Source organism: Streptomyces sp. NPDC046821, from assembly GCF_040645335.1.
In the GTDB taxonomy this organism is placed as follows: Bacteria; Actinomycetota; Actinomycetes; order Streptomycetales; family Streptomycetaceae; genus Streptomyces.
The window spans coordinates 150080-170774 of sequence record NZ_JBEYYB010000015.1 but is presented as its reverse complement, the minus strand read 5'-3'; the positions used below and the strand labels follow the sequence as shown (position 1 = coordinate 170774).

17 protein-coding genes are annotated in these 20695 nt (G+C 70.4%); 12 read left to right on the top strand and 5 right to left on the bottom strand.

What is annotated here, in order from left to right; all coding sequences use genetic code 11:
* Nucleotides 1-8 precede the first annotated feature (8 nt).
* From ABZ893_RS29485 to ABZ893_RS29470, 4 genes are read right to left on the bottom strand one after another with little or no spacing between them, the layout of a single operon-like run.
* Nucleotides 9-1112, bottom strand: a complete 1104-nt coding sequence (locus ABZ893_RS29485; RefSeq protein WP_361409579.1) for an ABC transporter ATP-binding protein — start codon at nt 1110-1112, stop codon at nt 9-11.
* Nucleotides 1109-1984, bottom strand: coding sequence for an ABC transporter permease (locus tag ABZ893_RS29480; protein ID WP_361409576.1), 876 nt, complete (start codon nt 1982-1984; stop codon nt 1109-1111). Before ABZ893_RS29480 ends, ABZ893_RS29485 begins: the two co-directional genes overlap by 4 nt.
* Nucleotides 1984-2937: an ABC transporter permease gene (locus ABZ893_RS29475; protein ID WP_361409573.1), complete on the bottom strand. Its 954-nt coding sequence runs from the start codon at nt 2935-2937 to the stop codon at nt 1984-1986. The genes ABZ893_RS29480 and ABZ893_RS29475 overlap by 1 nt, the downstream gene beginning before the upstream one ends.
* Complete coding sequence (locus tag ABZ893_RS29470) at nt 2934-4589, bottom strand: ABC transporter substrate-binding protein (RefSeq protein ID WP_361409570.1); 1656 nt, start codon at nt 4587-4589, stop codon at nt 2934-2936. The genes ABZ893_RS29475 and ABZ893_RS29470 overlap by 4 nt, the downstream gene beginning before the upstream one ends.
* A 299-nt stretch (nt 4590-4888) precedes the next feature.
* Here ABZ893_RS29470 and ABZ893_RS29465 point away from each other — a divergent pair, with 299 nt between their 5' ends.
* The 9 genes from ABZ893_RS29465 (at nt 4889) to ABZ893_RS29425 (ending at nt 17159) form a co-directional block, all read left to right on the top strand.
* Nucleotides 4889-5569, top strand: coding sequence for a pyroglutamyl-peptidase I (locus tag ABZ893_RS29465; protein WP_361409567.1), 681 nt, complete (start codon nt 4889-4891; stop codon nt 5567-5569).
* 7 nt (nt 5570-5576) lie between these two features.
* Entirely contained in the window at nt 5577-6791 is a 1215-nt protein-coding gene (locus ABZ893_RS29460; protein ID WP_361409564.1) for an amidohydrolase family protein, read from the top strand.
* Entirely contained in the window at nt 6788-8170 is a 1383-nt protein-coding gene (allB, locus tag ABZ893_RS29455; RefSeq protein ID WP_361409561.1) for an allantoinase AllB, read from the top strand. The genes ABZ893_RS29460 and allB overlap by 4 nt, the downstream gene beginning before the upstream one ends.
* Nucleotides 8158-9228 (top strand): aminopeptidase, encoded by a 1071-nt coding sequence (locus ABZ893_RS29450; protein WP_361409558.1) that lies wholly within the window; start codon nt 8158-8160, stop codon nt 9226-9228. Before allB ends, ABZ893_RS29450 begins: the two co-directional genes overlap by 13 nt.
* Before the next feature lie 28 nt (nt 9229-9256).
* Complete coding sequence (gene allE / locus ABZ893_RS29445; protein ID WP_361409555.1) at nt 9257-10018, top strand: (S)-ureidoglycine aminohydrolase; 762 nt, start codon at nt 9257-9259, stop codon at nt 10016-10018.
* Entirely contained in the window at nt 10005-11297 is a 1293-nt protein-coding gene (locus ABZ893_RS29440; RefSeq protein ID WP_361409552.1) for an amidohydrolase family protein, read from the top strand. The genes allE and ABZ893_RS29440 overlap by 14 nt, the downstream gene beginning before the upstream one ends.
* A gap of 119 nt (nt 11298-11416) precedes the next feature.
* Complete coding sequence (locus ABZ893_RS29435; RefSeq protein WP_361409549.1) at nt 11417-12448, top strand: LacI family DNA-binding transcriptional regulator; 1032 nt, start codon at nt 11417-11419, stop codon at nt 12446-12448.
* Nucleotides 12449-12543: 95 nt separating this feature from the next.
* Nucleotides 12544-14955: a PQQ-binding-like beta-propeller repeat protein gene (locus tag ABZ893_RS29430; RefSeq protein WP_361409546.1), complete on the top strand. Its 2412-nt coding sequence runs from the start codon at nt 12544-12546 to the stop codon at nt 14953-14955.
* Nucleotides 14952-17159 carry a PQQ-binding-like beta-propeller repeat protein gene (locus ABZ893_RS29425; protein WP_361409543.1) on the top strand — a complete coding sequence of 736 codons (2208 nt, stop codon included), beginning with the start codon at nt 14952-14954 and terminating at the stop codon, nt 17157-17159. The genes ABZ893_RS29430 and ABZ893_RS29425 overlap by 4 nt, the downstream gene beginning before the upstream one ends.
* 6 nt (nt 17160-17165) lie before the next feature.
* On the opposite strand, the gene ABZ893_RS29420 is transcribed toward ABZ893_RS29425, so the two are convergent.
* Nucleotides 17166-18629 carry an MFS transporter gene (locus ABZ893_RS29420; RefSeq protein WP_361409540.1) on the bottom strand — a complete coding sequence of 488 codons (1464 nt, stop codon included), beginning with the start codon at nt 18627-18629 and terminating at the stop codon, nt 17166-17168.
* A 60-nt stretch (nt 18630-18689) separates the two neighbouring features.
* Between ABZ893_RS29420 and ABZ893_RS29415 the strand changes: the two genes are divergently transcribed.
* The 3 genes from ABZ893_RS29415 to ABZ893_RS29405 are packed head-to-tail and all read left to right on the top strand — an operon-like array spanning nt 18690 to nt 20687.
* The gene (locus tag ABZ893_RS29415; RefSeq protein ID WP_361409537.1) at nt 18690-19469 is read left to right on the top strand and encodes a helix-turn-helix domain-containing protein; all 780 of its coding nucleotides are present in this window, start codon (nt 18690-18692) and stop codon (nt 19467-19469) included.
* Between the two features lie 49 nt (nt 19470-19518).
* Nucleotides 19519-20289 carry an SDR family oxidoreductase gene (locus ABZ893_RS29410; RefSeq protein ID WP_361409534.1) on the top strand — a complete coding sequence of 257 codons (771 nt, stop codon included), beginning with the start codon at nt 19519-19521 and terminating at the stop codon, nt 20287-20289.
* A gap of 26 nt (nt 20290-20315) precedes the next feature.
* Nucleotides 20316-20687: a MerR family transcriptional regulator gene (locus ABZ893_RS29405; protein ID WP_361409715.1), complete on the top strand. Its 372-nt coding sequence runs from the start codon at nt 20316-20318 to the stop codon at nt 20685-20687.
* Nucleotides 20688-20695: the final 8 nt, after the last annotated feature.

Sequence of the window (20695 nt, the reverse complement as noted above, 5' to 3'; positions counted from 1 at the left end):
TGTACCGGTCACGACAGCTCTCCCTTCTCCGGCGTCATGGGTTGGGGCGTGCCCTGTGCGCTCGGCGTCTCTGGTGTCTTTGTCGACCCCGGCGGCTCTAGCGGCGTCCCGGCGAGTGATTCGCGGCCCGCGCCGTGGCCCGTATCCGACACGGCCAGGTCGGAAGCCCGGTGGCACGCCACCTGATGTCCGGCGACGGCACGTGTCTCAGGTGCCGTGTCATGGCAGGAGTCCCGCACCTGCGGACACCGTGGTGCGAACGCACACCCACCCCGCACCTCGAACAGCCCCAGCGGCCGCCCCGCCACCGCGTGGAGTTCGGGCCGGTCCGGTGCGGGCCGGGCGGCGAACAGCGCGGCGGTATAGGGGTGGACCGGCCGCCGGGCGAGTTCCTCGGCCGAGGCGACCTCGACGATCGAGCCCGCGTACATCACATGGATGCGGTCGCAGGTGGACACCGCGAGGTCGAGGTCGTGTGTCACCAGGACGATCGACAGTCCGCGTTCGCGGCGCAGTCGCTGCAGGATGGCCATGATCTCGGCCTGGGTGGTCACGTCGAGGGCCGTCGTCGGCTCGTCGGCGAGCAACAGGTCCGGTTCGCCGGCCAGCGCGGCGGCGATCATCACACGCTGGAGCATGCCGCCGGACAGTTCGTGGGGGTAGCGGCGCATCTGCCGTACGGGATCGGACAGTTGGACTTCTTCGAGCAGTCCGATGGCCGTCCGCCGGGCCTGCTCCCGGGACATGCCCCGGTGGAGGCGCAGTCCCTCGGTCATGAAGGCGCCGATGCGCTGGAAGGGATTGATGTGGGCCTGGGGGTCCTGGAAGATCATGGCGACTCTCCGCGCCCGCAGGTCGGCGAGTTCCTTGGCCGACACGCCCAGCACATCCTGCCCGGACACCTGGACCCGGCCGCTGACCTCGGCCTTCGCCGGTGTGAGGCCGACCGCCGTGCGGAGGGTCATGGACTTGCCGGACCCCGACTCGCCCACCAGGCCGACGATCTCGCCCTGGGCGCAGGTCAGGGACACGGACGCGAGGATGGGCCTGCTGTCCCGTTCATGGGGCACCGCGAGCGACAGCTCTGCCACGTCGAGCATCGCGGAACTCATCGGTCCGCCTTCCTGATGCGATCGGCGACCGACTCGCCGATGAGACTGAATGCGACGACGGCCGCGACGATGAGCGCGCCGGGGGCGAGTGCTGACAGCGGTGCGCCCTGGAGCAGGGCCACTTCGCCCTCGGAGATCATGGCGCCCCAGTCGGCCTGCGGCGGCTGGACTCCGAAGCCCAGGAAGGACAGACCGGCGAGGTCGATCATCGCGTAGCCGAAACACAGCGACGCCTGCGCAAGCACCAGCGGCGCGATGTTGGGCAGTACATGCCGCACGATGATGCTCACGGCGGAGAACCCCTGGAGTTCCAGGGCCCGGACGTAGGGGCGGTGCCGTTCGCTGAGGGCGGCGCCACGGGTCAGCCGGGCCAGGTATGGGGTGTATGCGATGGCGAGGGCCGGCACGGTCGAGCCGAGACCGGCGCTGAGCACCGCGACCAGCAGGATGGCCAGCAGCACGCCGGGGAAGGCGAAGATCAGCTCGATGACGCGGGACAGCAGCGCGTCGACCCAGCCGCCGCGCCACGCGGACACCACGCCGACCGCCAGTCCGAGGACGGTGGCGCCCACGACGACGCCGAGCGGCGCGAGCAGTGAGGTGCGGGCGCCCCAGATGAGCCGGGACAGGGTGTCGCGTCCGGACTGGTCGGTGCCCAACAGGTGTTGTGCGGACGGCCCTTTGAGGCTCTGGGTGAGCGATACGGCGTTGGGGTCGTGCCCGGCGAGCCAGGGCGCGAACACCGCGACCAGGACGAGCAGAACCAGTACGCCGATGGACAGGGTCGTCGCCGTGCCGCCGCGCAGCAGGCGGGGGAGTCCCCGGCGCCGGATCAGCGAGGCGCCGGCCGGAGCGTGAGCCGTGACAGACATCAGGCACCCGCCCGGTTGCGCACCCGCGGGTCGATGAGGGGATAGAGCAGGTCGACCACCAGGTTGGACAGGGCGAACACGGCGACGATGATCAGGACGATGGCCTGGGTGACCGGGAAGTCCTTGGAGTTGACCGACTGCACGAGCAGTGACCCCATCCCGTTGAGTCCGAACGCCGTCTCGACCAGCGTCGTGGTGACCAGGAGGCCGGAGACCACGAGCCCGGCGAGGGTGACGACCGGTGCCATCGCGTTGCGGAAGGCATGTCGCCAGACGATTCGGCGCTCGGGTACGCCGCGCACCCGGGCGGTCTCGATGTACTCCTTGCCGAGCTCGGCGAGCATCGCCGAGCGTGTCGCCCGAGCCACCAGTGCCGCGGAGGAGAGAGCGAGGGTGACGGCGGGCAAGGTGAGGTGCCAGATCCGGCCGAGGAAACCGTCCCCGGCCCCGAACGCCGGGAACCAGCCCAGGGTGATGGCGAACAGCGATGTCAGTCCGATCGCCGCCACGAAGGAGGGCGTTCCCATGGCCACGGTGGTGGCGATGATCGCCGCGCTGTCCACCGTGCCGCGTTTCACCGCCGCGATGACGCCGATCACGATGCCGGATACGAGGATGAGCAGCGAGGCGTAGCCGACCAGGGCGAGGGTCGTGGTGATCCGGGACGCGATCAGACCGCCGACCGTCTGGCGGAACTGCAGCGACTGGCCGAAGTCCCCGTGCAGCAAGGAGCCCAGCCAGGACACGTACCGCTGCAGGAAGGGGTCGCTCAGGTGGTACTGGTCCCGGATCGCCTGGAGCGTGTCGGCGGTGACCGAGTTGCCCCGCGCGAGGAACGACTCCGGGGAGCCCGGCGCCAGGTACATCGCGCTGAAGACGAGGAACGAGGTCGCGAACATCAGCAGCACCAGACCGGAGAGCCGTCGGCCCAGGAGGGACAGCATTCCGGTCATGACGCCGCTCCCAGGTCGGCGGCCCATGGGTAGTGCAGCTGCATGTACGAGGCCGGGCAGCCCGTCAGCCGTTTACTGAGGAACAGCGTGTTGTAGGGCGCGTAGAGCGGGATCCACACCAGCTTGTCGACCACGATCTTCTGCGCGGAGGTGACGAGCCCGGCGCGGCGCCCGGGGTCCCCGGTCCGCTCCGCCTGGCCGATGAGGCGGTCGAAGGCGTGGTCGGAGAAGCCGGCGAAGTTGTAGAAGTGGCCGGTCTTGAAGTACTGGTACATCTGCAGAGGGTCGGCGAAGTCCGTTCCCCAGCTGGTCAGATACAGATCGATGCCCTCGCGGGCCTTCTTGTCCGTGTAGACGCTGTTGTAGCGCTCGGCGGGAAGGTTCTTGATCTGCACCTTGAGGCCGATCTTCTTCGCCGCGGACTGGATCTCCGACCCGATGACGGGGACTTCCGCCTCGGCACTGGTCGTCGCGAGAACGATCGGCTTCGCCGGGGCGCCTGCCTGCCCCACGAGCTTCTTCGCGGCGTCGACATCGTGCTTCGTGACCGTCAGGGCGTCCCAGGCCTTCTGGTACGTCTTCGCCGCGTAACCCCAGGACCCGGGCACGGCGGGCGCCCTCTGGGGCTGGCCCGCACCACCGATGACCGCGTCGATGATGCCCTTGCGGTCGATCGCCATCGACAGCGCCCGGCGGATGCGTACGTCGTGCAGCGGCCCGCCGTCGTTCATGACGATCGCGTTGAAACCCTGGGTGCTCCTGCCGTAGTAGACGCTGCCCTTGCCGCTGGAGGACAGGCGGCCCAGGGAGGACGGCGGCAGGGACCAGCTGCCGTCGATCGAACCGGACAGCATGCCGCTCACCGCGGCGGCCGGGTCATCGACGAACCGGAACACCACTTGCTTGGCCTTGGCCCGGTGCGCGGGATCGAAGTAGTGGTCGTCGCGCGCCAGGGTGATCGACTGGCCCTTCTCCCATGAGGCGAGGGAGAAGGGTCCGGCGCAGTTGACGCCGCCGTCGGGGGTTCCGTACTTCTTGCCCTTGGCCTGCACCGTCGCCTTGCTGTCGACGATCCCGGCGGGGCTGCTCAGGTAGGAGTTGAAGAGCGAGTCCGGCCGCTTGAGGGTGACCGTGACCTCCAAGGGGCCGGTGGCCTTCACGGAGGAGACGTTCTCGTAGGCGCCTGACCAGTAGGAACCCAGCTTGGGCTGGAGGTTGCGGTTCAGGCTGAACACCACGTCGTCGGCGGTCAGCGGGGTGCCGTCGTGGAAGGTCACCCCCTTGCGCAGGCGGTAGACCCAGGTCGTCGGCGTCGGGTTGGTGTAGGACGCGGCCAGCGCGGGCTGGAGGGACATGTCGGGGCCGAGACGCAGCAGCCCCTCACACACGTTGGCCATGATCTGGCCGGTCTCGAAGCTCGCGTTGTAGATCCAGTCGAACGACGCGGGCTCGGCGGAGACGGCCCAGGTGATCCGGTCGACGGGCCCGGACGCCTTGGGCGTCAACTCGGTTATTTTTACGCCCTGTTGACCTGCGCCTTGGGTCTTCTGTGGCGAGCCGGCACAGCCGGTGAGGGCCAGCGCTCCGGCGACCAGCGCGACGGCGAACCGGCCGGCGGGGCTGGTGCGGGAAGGCGCGGGGACGGCATTCAAGTGAAGTACCTCCGCTGGGATCGGAGTGACCCCGAAGCAGACATCGACGGGGGAGGGGTGCGGGGCAGCGGAGAAGTCATCCGGGCAGGGGTGTCGCCACCCTCTCGGCTGCGCCACGGAGCTGTCGTGGGCGGCAGTTAACACCCGGCCGATTTCGGGGGTCAATAGGTCGAGATGAACGTTTCTTTCATTGAAAGAAACGTTTCTTTTTTCTGCCTTGGGGGCCATGATGCTGGACCACAGCGAGGGCTACACCTCCGTCTGACGTTCTGTCGTTCCCACTCTGCGGAAGTTGAGCGATGACCCAGCCCTGGATTCTGGTGACCGGCAACGGCGCGTTCGGCACCTCGGCGAGCAGGACCGAACTCCGCTACGCCGCCAACCCCAGCTCCGCCGTTGCACACGCGCTCGACGGCGAGGTGATCGCCGATCACCACGTCGTCGGACGCAGCCTGGACTGGCGGGAACACCCCGAAGAAGCCCTGATCCCGCTGCTCCGAAACGGCGGACCGCCCGCCGCGGTCGTCTCCTGCGGCGTCTTCTCCGGCCGGAGCACCGTCACCGTCGAACGGACCGCCGTCAACGTCCAGGACTTCCAGTTCGACGAGGACGGACGGCGCCCGTGCGGCGAACCCCTTTACCCGGACGGACCGGCCGCCTACCTCTCGACCCTGCCCATCAAGGCCATGACCGCGGCCATGCGCGCCGCGGGCGTACCGGCATTGATCTCCAACTCAGCCTCCACCCACGGCTGCAACGCTGTCATGTACACCGCGCTGCACCTGGCGGGCCTGCACGACCTCCCCAGCCGGTGCGGCTTCGTCCACCTGCCCGATACCCCCGAGCACGTGGCCCGCATCGGACACAACGGGCCCAGCATGGACCTCTCGCTGCAGACGACCGCGCTACGGGCCGGCCTCGCCGCGATCGTCTCCCACCCGACCGACATCCGCGTCCCGGCGAACGAATGGGAGTGGTGACCCACCCATGCCACACACCCCCGACCTCCTCATCCGCGCAGGCCGCGTCCACGGCCGCGAGGACCTGGTCGACATCAGCGTCCACGGCGGGAAGGTGACCGCGATCGAACCGAGCGGTGCCCGGCCCGCCCCGGCCCTCGACACCCTCGACGCCGGCGGCGGCCTCGTCTCGCGCGCCTTCGTCGAACCGCACTACCACCCGGACAAGGCGTACAGCCGTGGCCTGGCGCCGATCGGCATCCAGGACCCCTTCGCGCGAGCCAGGGCCATCAAGGCCGGTTTCACCGTCGCCGACGTCACGGAGCGCGCCGCACGCGCCCTGCGACTCGCCTCCGGCAACGGTGTCACCACCCTACGAGCCAACGTCGACGTCGACTCCGTCGCCGAACTCAGGGGACTGCATGGCGTCCTCGCCGCCCGCGAACAGGTGGCCCACCTGATGGACGTCGAGGTGGTGGCCTTCCCCCAGGAAGGTCTCGCCCGGGACCCGCAGGCTCGGTCCCTGCTCGTCGAAGCCCTGAAATCCGGCGCCGACCTGATCGGCGGATGGCCCAATGTCGAAGAGGGCACACAGGCTCAACAGGCCCACGTTCGCGAGGTGTTCGACCTCGCGGAACAATTCGACGTAGACGTGGACATCCACGTGGACTGCATGATCGACGCGAACGAGGCCATGCTCGAGTTCGTCGCCGCCGAGACCGTGCGCCGCGGCTACCAGGGCCGCGTCCTGGCCAGCCACTGCTGCGGCCTCGAACTGTACGACGATGCCGACGCCGCACGAGTCGTCGCCGCCGTCGCAGAGGCCCGTATCAGCGTCGTCGTCGTGCCCCTCAACCTGGTCGACGGCGGCCCACGCGGGCTCTCCCGCCCCCAGGAACTGATGCAGGCCGGGGTCGTCGTCGCCGCGGGCAGCGACAACATGAACGACGGCTGGTACGCGCTCGGCACCCTCGACCCGCTCGACCGCGCACAGATGGCCTTCCTCGGCGCCGGCTTCCACGACGAGGGCTCTCTCGACACCGCCTGGAAACTGGTCACCGGACAGGCATCCGCCGCACTCGGCGGGCGAGACGGAGACATCACCGTCGGCGAGGACGCCGACCTCGTACTGTTCGACGCCCCCGACCGCAGCACGGTGCTTGCGGCCATGCCCGGCTCCCGCACCACCCTCAAGCGCGGACACGTGGTGAGCCGACGGAACACCCTCGAGGTGGCACCATGACCGCGCACGTCGAACTCGCCGTCACCGGAGGCATCCTCCTGCTCCCCGACGGCCCACGCACGGGCACCCTCCTGGTCGCCGACGGCCGGGTACACGCGATCACCCCGCCCCACACACCGTTCGACGCCACCCGGACCATCGACGCGACCGGCCTCCATGCCATCCCCGGAGCGATCGACCTGCACGTCCACTTCGACGTCCCCGGCATCTCACTCGAAGAGGACTTCCACACCGGCACCCGGGGCGCCGCGGCCGGCGGCATCACCTTCGTCGTCGAGCACCCCTTCTCCGATCCGCCGACCACGACCGCCGCCCGCTACGCCGCCAAACGCGACCAGGCCGCGAACGGAGCCGTCGTCGACTTCGGCCTGTGGGGCGCCCTGACCGAACCGTCCCTCGCGGAGATGGAAGGCCAACATGCCCTGGGTGCACCGGGCTTCAAGGCGTTCCTGCCCGAGAACGACATGGACTTCCCGCCCGCCACAGAGACGGATCTCCTCACCGGGATGGCGACCGCGGCACGGCTCGGCGCCAAGGTCCTCGTGCACGCCGAGGACCCGGGCGCGCTCGCCGACGGCGAAGCCCGCCTGCGAGCCGACGGGCGCACCGACCTCGCAGCCCTCCTCGAAGCACGCCCACCCGACACCGAAGTCACCGCCGTACGCCACGTGCTGCGCCTCGCCCAGCAGACCGGCTGCGCCGTCCACCTCGTGCACCTCTCCACACCCGAGGCCGTCGACCTGGTCACCCAGGCGCGTCGGCGCGGCCTCGACGCCACCTGCGAAGTCACCGCACACCACCTCCTGCTCGACGCCGACGACCTGCCACAGATCGGCGGCTTCGGAGTGTGCGCCCCGCCCCTGCGCGAGGCACACCACGTCGAACGGCTGTGGCAACAGCTCCAGGCAGGCCACATCCAGGCCATCGTCTCCGACCACTGCCCCTACGACCGCGCCGACAAGCTCGCCGCCGCCGACGACGTCTTCAACTGCCCGTTCGGCATCCAGAGCATCCAGGAATACGTCCCACTCGTCCTCGGCGAGGCGTTGCGCCGCGGCATCGGGCTGGAACAGATCGTCCCCCTGATGACCAGCGGACCGGCACACATTTGCGGCGCGGCAGGCTCGAAAGGCTCGCTCCGGCCCGGCATGGACGCCGACTTCGCCCTCCTCGACCTGAACTCTCCCTGGGAGATCGACGCCGAGAACCAGCAACATACCGTCGAGCGGTGGTCCCCCTACGACGGCCGTTCCTGCCGGGTGAGGGTGGCCCGGACCGTGGTGCGCGGCCGGACCGTCGCGATCGACGGCGACATCGTGGTGCCCAGGGGCGCCGGCCGCTTCATGGAGCTGTCGGAGGCGGCGGCATGGCGAACGTGACCACCGCCGGTGAGGACGGGGACGTATCGGGGCCTGACCCAGCGCCCGACGTCTCGCGGCTGGACCCCGTGCGCGGCGCCCACGAGCTGATCACCATCTGCCTGGCTGTCACGGGCACCGACCGGGTACTCGTACTGACCGACCGCGGGACCCGAGGCCTGGCCGAGATCACCGCCAACGCGGCGCGCGTCACTGGCGCATCCGTCGTCGTCACCGTCCTCCCTGACATCGCCGCCGGATACGCGATGGCCCGGCAGGAGATTCAACTCGCCCTCGACGCATACGAACCGACCGTCACCCTGTTCGCCGCAGCCGACCCCCAGGACCTGCTCGCCTGGGACCCGACGTTCTGGGCACACCTCGAACGCCTCGGCGCGCGCCACGCCCACATGCCCGCCCTGGACGACGTATGCCTCGGCATCGGGATGGCCGTCGACTACACGCGCGTCGCGCAATTCACCCTGGGCGTGCGCGACCTCCTCAGCGGCAGCCGGTCGGCCCACATCACCAGCCGGACCGGTACCGACCTCACCCTGACCTGCGACCCGGCCCGCCCGTGGACACCGTTCACCGGCCTGTACCAGTGCGCAGGAGAGGGCGGCAGGCTGCCCCAGGGCGAGGTGTTCTGCACGCCGCTCTCCGGCGACGGAATGCTGGCCGTCTCGGTGATCGGCTACCCGTTCAACGCCGAGTCCGGACTGCTCGACGAGCCCCTCCTGATCGAGGTCGCCGCAGGCCGCGCGATCGACCTGCGGCACCCCGACACCGACCTCGCGTCACGACTGCGCGACCACCTCACCCGAGCCCCGTCAGGACTGCGCCTGGCCGAACTCGCGCTGGGAACCAACCAGGACCTGCCCCACATCACCGGCAACCTGCTGTTCGACGAGAACGTGCCCGGCGTGCACATCGCCTTCGGACACCCCTTCCCCGAATACACCGGAGCCGACTGGGAGTCCCCGGTCCACGTCGACATGGTGGTCGAGCAACCCACCGTGCACGTCGATGACACCGCCGTACTGACCGACGGCCGCTACACCCACCCGAGCGTGCGATGAACACCCGCCCCGATCAAAGGAGTTGGCCATGGAAGGCCAGCCGCTCCGCGCCGACTACGTGAGCGCCAACCGCGGACGCGTCCGCAGCACATACATCCTCATGTGCCCGGACAACCTCGTCGAGAACGAGCTTCCCCACCTGCACGGGGTGGTCGCCAAACCACTCGCCACCCCGCGTGCGCTCCCGGCCCGGTTCGGTGAGTATCTGCTGGAGTTCGAACCCGGGGGCAGGAGTGTGCGACCCGTCGGCGCCGGCTTCGAGAACTTCCTCTACGTTCTCGACGGCCAGGCACGCGTACGGACCGAAACCGGCGCCCACAAGCTGGAGTCCGGTGGCTTCGTCTTCCTCCCCGACGGTGTCGAGTTCGACATCGACTCGCCCGGCGCCTCACGCGCCCTGTGGGTCAAGCGCCGCTACGAACGTGTGCCGGGAGTCGCCGACCCAGAGACCGTCGTCGGCCACGTCGACGAGGTCACGCATATCCCCGACGACACCATCGGCGGCACCTACGCGCCGCTGCTGCCCCTCGACGAACGCTTCGACATGGCGATGAACGTCATGCGGTTCGACATCGGGGCACGTTTCACCATGGTCGAGGTCCACCACCAGGAACATGGGCTCTACATGCTCGAGGGGCAGGGCCTCTACTACCTCGGCGACGACCACGTGGAGGTCGCGGCGGACGACTTCGTCTACATGGCCCCGTACTGCCCGCAGTCCTTCTACGCGACCGGATCGACCCGCGCCTCCTACCTTCTCTACAAGGACATCAACCGTGACGGCTTCTGATCTGACCGCCGACCTTGTCGTCGACAACGCCACACACCTCACCGAAGCCGGCCCGCGCACCGTCGACGTCGTGGTGCGCGACGGACGCATCGCGGCCATCGGCCCCCAAGCGGGAGCCGGCCTCGACGCCCGCGAGCGGATCGCGGCGAACGGCGGCCTGATCGCGCCACCCTTCGTCGAACCCCACAGTCACCCCGACAAGGCACTCAGCCGCCGCCTGATCAGAAGGCTCGGGCTGCCGGCCACACTCACCGAGCGTCCGCAGCTGATGCAGCGGCAACGCGACCTCAAGGCCGCCTTTACGCAGGACGATGTGGCCGAGCGCGCGGGGGCGTTCCTGCGACTGGCCGCGGCGCAGGGCGTCGGGACGGTCGCGGGACAGGCCGACATCGATACCGTGACCGGCCTGACCTCGTTCGAAGGTGTCATGCGGGCGCGCGCGGAACACGCCGGTCTCGTCGACCTCCGGGTGACGGCGTTCCCGCAGGAGGGGCTCGTCCAGGACCCGGGTGCGTACGACCTGGTCGCCGCTGCGCTCGCCGCGGGCGCGCACCGGGTCGGCGGCTGGCCCAACAACGAAAAGTCCTGGGACGACCAACTCACCCACCTGGACCAGGTCTTCGAGCTGGCCGAGCGATTCGGCGTCGGCATCGACATCAACATCGACTACTTCACCGACCCGAGCGAACGCCTCCTCGAGCCCCTCGCGGAGCGCACCATCGCCCATTCCATGCAGGGCATGGTCAACGCCAACCACGTGGGTGCGCTTGAGACCTACCCCGACGACGCCGCGCGGCGTGTCATCGACAAGGTCGCCGAGGCGCAGATCGCCGTGACCGTCTGCCCCACCAACCTCGGCGGTTCCTATCCCTACCGGGGCGTCTCACGGCCGAACGAGCTGCTCGCCGCCGGGGTGACCGTGGCGGCGGGCGCCGGAAACCTCCAGGACAACTGGGAACCGTTCGGCAACCTCGACCCGCTCGACACCGCGCGCCTCGCCTGGCACGCGTTCCCGCTCGGCGACGAGGACGACAAGGGCATCGATACGGCATGGCGGCTCGTCACGGACAACGCGTCCAAGGCCGCCGGAGTCCCGTACGGCGAACTGCGTGTCGGAGAGCGCGCCGACTTCGTCGTCCTGGCGGCCACGACACTCACGGACGCCCTGCGCAACGAGCCCGGACCCCGCCGGCTCGTACGCGACGGGCGCGTCGTCGCGGGCCGGGCGGGCGAAATCTGGACGCAGCCGGAACCGGCGCCTCGTCCCGTCGTACGGTAGACGTGTTGCGGAGGCACCACGCACACCGGACCGACCGCGTCGCTTCGTGTGTGACTCCATACTGATCCGGACAGATTCAGACAGGTTCAGGCAGGGATACGATTGACTCTGGTGGAATCGTGGCAAAACTGACCAAGGCCGCAGGCGGCCGGGTGACGATCCGTGACGTCGCCGCCGCCGCCGGGGTCTCGGTGACAACGGTCTCCGACGCCCTCAACAACAAGGGCAAACTCCGCCAGGAGACCCGCGACCGCATCCGTCAGACCGCGGAATCACTCGGCTACCGGCCCAGCCGCACCGCCCAGGCCTTCCGCCATGGCCGGACCGGCACCATCGCCCTGGTCCTGCCCCACCGCGACGTCAGCGGCAACGAACACGACATGATCGGCCTCGACTACTACATGTCGATCGCTTCAGGCTCCGCGCGAGCGGCTTTCGGCGAGGGATACGGACTGCTGCTGACGCCGCGGATCAGCACCCAGAACGAGTGGCGGCTCATCGGGCCCGACGGAGTCGTGCTCTGCGACCCGGCCGCCGACGACCCACGCATCGACATGCTCGAAGGCATGGCCATCCCCGTCGTGTCCATCGAGCGCGATCCGGCCCGCCCCGACCGCCCGTACTACGTCTCGGGTGACAACGAGCAGAACATGCGGGAACTCCTCGAGCACCTCCACGAGCAAGGAGCACGACGGATCGCGCTGCTCTCCGCCAGCTCCTCCTGGGCGTGGACGCTGGAAGGGGAGCACGCGTACGAAACCTGGTGCGCCGAGCACGACATGCGCCCGCGCGTCGTCCCCGTCGCGGTCGACCGGCTGGAATCCGACTCCTACCGAGCCACCTGCGCCCTGCTGGACACCGCCGAACCGCCGGACGCGCTCATCGCCTCCGCGGAGCAGTACACCGAGGGCGCCACCCGCGCCTGCTGGGAACGAGGCGTCCGCATCCCGCAGGATCTGATGCTCGCGGTCGGCATCGACAGCCGCTTCGCCCAGCAGTACAACCCGCCCATCACGGCCATCGACCTGCGACCGGTCGACCAGGCCGAGGCCGCGGTCCAGATGTTGCTCAAGCGACTGGGCGGCGAAACGGTCGATAAGCCGTCAACGGTCCCCAGTCAACTACGTGTTCGGACCAGCACCCGTCGCTGATCCCGAGGGTGACGTCAAGGTCATCCGGGAACTGCCTCCACTTCTTACCGCGTCCCTCTTACGCTGTGTCAGATTTCTGACAGACGGGGAGAGGCATGGAAGCTCAAATCCCGGGCGCCGGCGGGGAGTCGGCGTCCGAAGCGGAGACCACGATACTGCCCGCCACCATCGGCCCGTACGTGGTCATGCGGCGTCTCGGCGGCGGCGGGATGGGCGTCGTGGACCTCTGCCGGACCGTGTCCGGCCGCCTCGTCGCCGTGAAACAGGTACGCGAGGAGTTCGCCGACGACCCCGCGTTCCGCAGTCGCTTCCGCCGTGAAGTGGCCACCGCCCGACGCGTCAGCGGCGTCTACACGGTGCCCGTGGTCGACGCGGACACCGAAGGCCCCCGCCCCTGGATCGCCACCACCTACATCGCCGGCCCCACCCTCGACCAGGCACTCCGCACCGGCGGCACCATGAGGGAACCGGCTCTGCGCGCGCTGGGCACCGCCCTCGCCGAAGCCCTCCAGGTCATCCACGCCGAGGGCCTGGTGCACCGGGACATCAAGCCGGGCAACATCCTGCTCTCCTCCGACGGCCCCCGCGTGATCGACTTCGGCATCGCCAAGGCGCTCGGCGACACCCGGCTCACTCACACGGGCACCGTGATCGGCTCACCCGCGTTCATGGCGCCCGAGCAGATCGCCTCCTCCCACGACACCGGCCCCGAGGCCGACGTCTTCGCCCTCGCCGGCATCCTTGTCTACGCGGCCTGCGGCGAAGGACCCTTCGGGCCGGGCGACGAAGGCGTTCTGCACCGTGTCGTCACCGCCGAACCCGACATGGACGGCGTTCCGCCCGCCCTGCGCCCCCTGCTCCTGCGCTGCCTGGACAAGACGCCCTCCCGAAGGCCCACCCCGGAGCAGATCCTTGCCGAGCTGGCCCCCGCCCAGCCCGACGACCTCCTGACTCCCGCCCTGAGAGCAGACCTGGCGGCACGCGCCCAGGAAGCCGAACTCATGGCGGTCGTCCCGCCACCGCCCGGCACCCTCCCCGGCACCCGGCCCGGCACGGCCCAGCCGAGCCGCCGACGGGTGCTGCTCGGCGCGCTCGCCGCCGCCGGGGTACTGGCCGCCGGAGGCACCGCCGTACTCGCCACCAGAGGCGGCGGCGACGCGAAGAAAGGCACCGGCGGGGCACCACTGGGCACATCGGCACGCACCATCGAACTCACCGACCCGCCCAAACCCCTCTGGTCCACACCGCTCCCGGTCTCCGTCGCCCTCGGCCAGGCCACAGCCCTGGGCTCCACCGTCGTCGCGTACGACTCCGGGAGCACGGCTGTCGCCTTCGACGCGGCGAGCGGCCGCGTCCGCTGGCTCCACGGCATCGGCTCCGACGGCAGGCTGGTCACCGGCAACGACCCGTTCGGCGCCACCGGCCGGTTCCTCGGCACCCTCGGCTCCCGACTGCTCGTCACCGGTACGAGCACCCCCAAGTTCGACCCCAGCTCCGGCAAGGGCTTCGACTTCGGGCTCCACTCCTACGTGGCAACCGCGGACCCGGCCTCCGCACGCCCCGTCGGCAAACAGAATCTGCCCGTGAACGTCATGCCCGGCACGATGCTCGCCGCCCACGACCAGACCGTCTACTGCCAGATCACCACCCTGGCGGCCATGCCGTCGTACGGGGCCACCCCCGCGCCCACCGCCACCGCCGACACGGGCCAGAAGGTCGCCGCCATCGACCTGGCGACCGGAAACGTGCGCTGGACGCAGCCCCTCGACGCGGGCGGCTCCCTCTTCGGCATCCGGTACTCCGCCGACCGCCACGGCTTCTACTTCACCCAGGACACCGACAGCGGGCTGACCGTGCACGCCCTCGACGCCGCGAGCGGCCGCACCCGCTGGTCCGTGAAGGTTCCCGCCGACCCCGACAACAAGCTCCCGCCGTACATGCAGGCCGGCGGCGGGGAGCTCAACTCCTCGCTCACCGCCGCGGGCGACCTCCTGATCACCGTCAACATCAAGGGCGGCATGACCGCCTACGACGCCGCGACAGGCCGCCGCCGCTGGTCGGTGTCCATGACCGCGGCCTCCGCCCCGACCGTGGTGGGCGACCTCGTACTCACCAACGAACTCAACCGCGTACAAGCCGTCGACCTGCGCGACGGTTCCATCCGCTGGCGCGTCCAGAGCCCCGTGCAGCTGTCCTCCATCGGCATGGTCCGCACCCTGGCCGCTTCGAAGCAGGTCACCGCCGTCGTCTTCAGTCCGCTCACCCTCGATTCCAAGGGCGCGAGCGTCCCGGGCACCGCCGGCTGTCTGGCGCTGCGCACCTCCGACGGGCGAGAGCTGTGGGCGCTGCGCGAGAAGCCCAGCGCCGGCGCCACGGCCTCGCCCAGCCCGCGGGTCATCGGCAGCCTCCCGGCGGGCATCGACCTGTGGTCCGTCGCGGTGGACGAGAACAACGTGTACATCACCGGCGGCAACCGGGTCCGCGCCTACCGGGCGGACGCCGGATGACCCAGCCGGCCACCCCACCCGCCCTCAACTCACCCACGCCGCCGCCCTCGTTCATCGGCCCGTACCGGGTGATCCGCCTGCTCGGCTCGGGCGGCATGGGCCGCGTCTACCTGGCCTCGACGCGGGGCGGACGCCCGGTGGCGGTGAAGGTCGTCCGCGAGAGCTACGCACAGGACGAACGCTTCCGGGAGCGGTTCCGCGCCGAGACCCAGGCGGCGCTCAAGGTCAGCGGCGCGTACACCGCCCCCGTACTCGCCGCCGACCCCGACGCCCCGCAGCCGTGGCTCGCCACCGCCTACCTGCCCGCGCCCTCCCTCGCCGACGCCGTCGCCGCGCACGGCCCGATGCCTGAGGACACCGTCCGCTCCCTGGCCATGGGCCTCGCCGAAGCCCTCACCGCCGTACACGACGCGGGCCTCGTCCACCGCGACCTCAAGCCGTCCAACATCCTGCTGACCGCCGACGGACCCCGCGTCATCGACTTCGGCATCGCCCGCGCTCTGGACGCGGCCGGGCTCACCGCCACCGGCCAGATCCTCGGCACCGCCGGCTACATGCCGCCCGAGCAGGTGTCCGGCCGCACCTGCACGGCCGCCGGCGACGTCTTCGCGCTGGGCGCCACCCTGGTGTACGCGGCCACCGGACACGGGGCGTTCGGCGACGGCAGCCTGCACATCCTGCTGTACCGCACCGTCCACGAGGAACCCGTACTCGACGACGTGCCGGACGCGCTGCGCCCCGCACTCGCCGCCTGCCTGGAGAAAGAGACCTGGAAACGGCCCCAAGTGCCGGATCTCGCCGAGCTGTTCGGGGCACCGCGGGCGCCCGGCGCGGGCTGGCTGCCGGAGTCCGTCCAGCGGGAGGTGGAGCGCCGCCGCGCGGACACCGTCCGCGAGACGACCGCCGCCACCCGGCTCCCGCGCCGCCGGATCCTCGCGGCGGCCGGCGGTGCCCTCGCCGCGGCCGCCGCCACCGGCTGGTACCTGACCACCCGGGACGCGCCGGCCGCACCACGGCAGCTCTGGCGCAAGACACTCCCCGGGGACTTCACCACGCTCTGGGCCGCGACCGGCGACCGGCTGCTCCTGACCGGACGCAACAAGGCGGGCGCCGCCGCCCTCGACCCCGACACCGGCCGCACCGTGTGGCACCGCCCGCCCATGGGTGTCCAAGCCTCGGCCCGCGACGGGCAGCACGTCTACACGGTCGAGTTGGACGGCGCCGTGCACGCCCGCGACCTCACGACCGGCCGGGAACGCTGGCGCTTCACCCCGCCCGGCGTCCCGGAGCCCGACATCTCCGACCTCACCCCACAGGCCGGCGGCGACGGCTGGGTCCACATCACCTCCCGCGGGACCGGCCGACTGTACGGCGTGGACGGCGGCGGCACCATGCGCTGGCAGCACGCCGCGCCACTCACCGCCGTCCATCCCGTCGGCCAGGTCCTGCTGTGCGTGGCCCCTGCCGAATCCGGCCCCGACGGCCAGAACACCGCGTACGCCCTGAACCCGCACACCGGGCGCGAGGTGTGGCGCTACCGGCCCGCCATCTTCGGGGTCGGCACGGAACCCGGCAGCCGTATCGCGCTGGCACTGCGCCGGGACAGCGCTGACCTCACCGCGCTCCGGCTGTCCGACGGCAAGGAGCTGTGGCGCGTACCTAGCGGCATGGAGCCGGGCGACAGCATTCAGGACGAGTTCCTCGCCACGGTCATCAGCCTCACCGCCGACGGCCGCACGGTTCTGCTCCAACAGAGCCTTGCCAACGGCTCGTTCGCCGCGCTCGACGCGGCGGACGGCTCCACGCGCTGGCGGGCGCGGCCGCCGGCGCCGCAGCAGCTCGCGCCGTTCGGCGACACCGTGTTCACCGCGGCCGCGGCATCGGTCGGCAGCGACCCCACGGCGGGACACGGCCCGCTGACCGCGTACCGGCTCCGCGACGGCCACCGCCAGTGGGCCACCGGCGACCTGGGCCGCGGCTTCACCCAGATCCTGCACGCGACATCCGACCTGGTCCTGACCGGCACGACGGGCGGCACCCACCCAGGCCTGACGGCGTACGCCCGCGCGGACGGCCACCAGATCTGGCACCTCCCCGCGGAAGCCACGGCGACGGACACGTTCTGGACGGCGGCCGCGCGCGGCAAGCGCGTGTGGGTAGCCGGAGCCGGCACGCTGCTCGCGTTCGACCTCTCCGGTGGATGACGGCGCTCAATTCGCGCCGTGGGCCTTGGAGTTGCGCCAGGAGGAGAGGGCGAGCAGAGCTGCCGTGAGGAAGGCCGCGGAGGCGATGAGCGCCGAGGTGTGCAGACCGGAGACGAGGTCCCGGCCTGAGGCGAGGTCCTGGTCCGAGGCGAGGTCCTGGCCTGAGGTGAGGGACGCGAAGAGAGCGACGCCGAGCGAATTGCCTATCTGGCGGGCCACGTTGAACACCGCTGATGCCACACCTGCGTTCTCGTCGGGGGCGGCCTGCATGATGCCGGCGGTGGCCGCCAGAACGGTGCCAGGGGTGGCGAGGCCGGTGGCGATGAGGGCGGGCAGCAGGATCCAGTACGGCGTGTGGGGACCGGCGAGCAGCCAGCCGGTGAACCCGGCGGCACCGAGGAGCAGAGCCCCGGCCATCGGCAGGTACGGGCCGAAACGGGCGGTCAGACGGCCGGAGAGCGGCGCCGCGACGACGGCCATGCACACGGTCGGCAGGAGAGCGAGACCGGCGTCCATCGCGTCGTAGCCGCGCTCGTTCTGCAGATAGAGGGTGGCGAGGTAGAGCATTCCGTAGTAGCCGAGGTTCAGCAGGACGCCGACGGCGGCGGTGGAGGCGAAGCCGGGGGACCGGAAGAGCGACAGGGGCAGCAGCGGCGGATTCGCCCTGCTCCCGCGCGCTTCCTGCCGGCGCTCGACCAGCACGAAGAGGGCGACCGCGACCGCGCCGAGGGCCCCGGCTCCGAGCGCGACTGGTGAGGCCCATCCGCTGGTGCCAGTCACATTGAACATGCCTGTCAGCGTCAACAGGCCTATAGCGCCGAGGAGTTGGGCTAGCGGGTCCAGGCCGCGTGCCCCCACCTGACGGACGGGTGCGGGAACGTTCTTACACGTCAGCCAGGCGGCCAGTAGGGCGATCGGTAGGTTGATCCAGAACGCGGCGCGCCAGTTCAGGCCCGCCACCAGCAGGCCGCCCACGAGAGGGCCCGCCGCGAACGCGATGCCGGAGATGCCGGCCCACACGCCGAGCGCCTTGGCCCGCATCGCCGTGGCCGGGTAGGAGGTGGTCAGGAGGGCCAGGGAGGTGGGCACCAGCAGAGCGGCGCCGGCGCCTTGCGCGAGACGTGCGGTGATGAGCGCCGTCGGGGTGGTGGCCAGGGCGCAGCAGGCCGAGGCGAGGGCGAAGAGACCGAGGCCGGTGAGGAACACCTGCCGGTGCCCGAGCCGATCGCCGAGACCTCCGCCCATGAGCAGCAGGCCCCCGAAGACGGCGCTGTAACCGTCGACGACCCAGGCCATCGCCGAGGCACCGGCACCGACCGAGTCATCGATGACGGGGACGGCCACGGTGACGACGGTGACATCCAGCATCACCAGGAAATAGCCGAGGCTGAGGGCGACGAGTGGGGGCCACGACAGCCGCTGAGTCGTGGAGGCCCGGTTCGCTGCTTCTGTTGGGGTCGTAGTGGTCATGCCGGTGATCCTCGATGCCCGATACTTAGATGTTTGCCTAACTGTGTTTGTATGTCACACATGGACGAAGCCGCAGACCATCCCATGGAAAGTAGCGAGCCTGAACTGGCGCGTGCGGCACGCCTGTTGGCGAGTGCTTCCCGGGCCCGGATGCTCAAGGCGCTGTCCGACGGCCGGCCCCTGTCGGTCACGGTCCTGGCGGCCGAGGCCGGGGTGAGTGTGCCGACGGCGAGCGTGCACCTCACTCAGCTGGCCGAGGCGGGACTCGTACGGGCCGAACACGCCGGACGCCACCGCTACTTCCGCCTGTCCGGCCCCGACGTCGCCGCAGCCCTGGAGGCGCTGGCCGTCATCGCGCCGCCCGACCCCACACTGCCGACCACCTTGCGCGAGCACAGCCGCCACAACGCGCTGAAGCGGTCACGCACCTGTTACGACCACCTCGCGGGATCCCTGGGTGTGGCGCTCATGGAGGCATTCCTCGACCAGGGCCTGCTCCAGCCCGAGCCGAACGATCTCGCCTCCGGCGTCCGCCCCGACCAACCCGCCTCCTACGGCAGACACTCGACGTATCGCCTGACGCCCCAAGGCGCCGATCACTTCACGGAGTTCGGCATAGACGTGGACATGTTGGGGAGGGGGCGACGCCCGGTGGTGCGCTACTGCGTCGACTGGAGCGAGCGCCGCCATCACCTCGCGGGCGCGCTGGGCGCCGCGCTGACCACGCGGTTCTTCGACCTGGGCTGGCTGCGGTACGGGGTCTCGCCTCGCGTCGTCCATCTCACGGAGGCGGGGAGGGGCGGGGTGAGGGACGCGTTCGCGGTCGAGATCCCGAACTAGGCCGTATCTGAAGGCTGCTTGACCTTGCCGCTGGCGTCAGGGTTGAACGATGGCCGGCATGAACAGCACCGCACCGCAGAGCAGCAGCAGGGTCGTCGCCATCACCGGGGCCGGTACCGGGATCGGACGGGCCACCGCCCGCGCCTTCGCCGAGGAGGGCGCTCACGTGATCGCGATCGGACGTCGCTCCGAACCCCTCAAGGAGACCGCGGCCGGGCACACCCGGATCACCCCGTTGGTCGCCGACATCACCGCCGAGGGTGCGCCGGAGCGCATCATCGAAGCCGTACGGGAGACACATGGCCGACTGGACGTGCTGGTCAACAACGCCGGCATCGTGCGCAGCGGTGCCCTCGGCACCTTGACGCCGGAGATGATCACGCCTCAGCTTGCCACCAACCTCATCGCCCCCATCCTGCTGACCCAAGCCGCACTGCCACTTCTGACCACGTCGCGCGGGGTGATCGCCAATGTCAGTACGTCGGTTGGGCAGCGCGCTTGGCCGGGCAACTCGGTCTACGCCGCCACCAAGACCGCTCTGGAAACGCTGACCCGCAGCTGGGCGGTCGAGCTGGCACCCCGTGGGGTCCGGGTCGTGGCGGTCGCCCCCGGCGCGATCGACACCCCCATCGGTGAACATCAGGGGCTGACACCGGAGCGTATGGCAGCAGTGCGGGAATGGCAGTTGGCGCGTACCCCGCTGGGCCGGGTCGGCCGACCCGAAGAGGTGGCGTGGGCGATCACCCGGCTTGCCGCACCATCGGCGTCGTTCGTCACGGGAGTAGTACTCCCGGTCGACGGGGGAGCGGTCGTGGCGTGATAGGAGTGGCCCGGGAGGTGGGACGTGTGCAGATCGGCGAGCTGGCCAAGGTGACCGGGACAACTGCCCGTGCGCTGCGGCATTACGAGCAGGCGGGCCTGATCTCCTCCGAGCGAGCCCCCAACGGGTACCGCATCTACGACGAGGCGGCGGTGGTCCGCGTACGCAACATCCGCTACCTGCTGGCCTCCGGCCTCACCCTGGACGACGTGCGGGTGTTCCTGCCGTGCCTAGACGGGGATGTGGCCGCCGCGACGCCGTCGGACAAGGGGCTGCGGGTCGCATGGGAACGGCTGGCCGTACTCAACGAGCGGATCGCCGCCCAGACCGAGGCCCGGGACAGGCTGGAGGCCGCGCTCCGGGAGGAAGTCGACGGTTGGGTGCCAACTGGGGCCTGACCGGAAGG

Coding starts and splice junctions, on each gene's coding strand:
- ABZ893_RS29485 (WP_361409579.1), bottom strand. CDS start 1,112: ATGAGTTCCGCGATGCTCGACGTGGCAGAGCTGTCGCTCGCGGTGCCC.
- ABZ893_RS29480 (WP_361409576.1), bottom strand. CDS start 1,984: ATGTCTGTCACGGCTCACGCTCCGGCCGGCGCCTCGCTGATCCGGCGC.
- ABZ893_RS29475 (WP_361409573.1), bottom strand. CDS start 2,937: ATGACCGGAATGCTGTCCCTCCTGGGCCGACGGCTCTCCGGTCTGGTG.
- ABZ893_RS29465 (WP_361409567.1), top strand. CDS start 4,889: ATGACCCAGCCCTGGATTCTGGTGACCGGCAACGGCGCGTTCGGCACC.
- ABZ893_RS29460 (WP_361409564.1), top strand. CDS start 5,577: ATGCCACACACCCCCGACCTCCTCATCCGCGCAGGCCGCGTCCACGGC.
- allB (WP_361409561.1), top strand. CDS start 6,788: ATGACCGCGCACGTCGAACTCGCCGTCACCGGAGGCATCCTCCTGCTC.
- ABZ893_RS29450 (WP_361409558.1), top strand. CDS start 8,158: ATGGCGAACGTGACCACCGCCGGTGAGGACGGGGACGTATCGGGGCCT.
- allE (WP_361409555.1), top strand. CDS start 9,257: ATGGAAGGCCAGCCGCTCCGCGCCGACTACGTGAGCGCCAACCGCGGA.
- ABZ893_RS29430 (WP_361409546.1), top strand. CDS start 12,544: ATGGAAGCTCAAATCCCGGGCGCCGGCGGGGAGTCGGCGTCCGAAGCG.
- ABZ893_RS29425 (WP_361409543.1), top strand. CDS start 14,952: ATGACCCAGCCGGCCACCCCACCCGCCCTCAACTCACCCACGCCGCCG.
- ABZ893_RS29420 (WP_361409540.1), bottom strand. CDS start 18,629: ATGACCACTACGACCCCAACAGAAGCAGCGAACCGGGCCTCCACGACT.
- ABZ893_RS29415 (WP_361409537.1), top strand. CDS start 18,690: ATGGACGAAGCCGCAGACCATCCCATGGAAAGTAGCGAGCCTGAACTG.
- ABZ893_RS29410 (WP_361409534.1), top strand. CDS start 19,519: ATGGCCGGCATGAACAGCACCGCACCGCAGAGCAGCAGCAGGGTCGTC.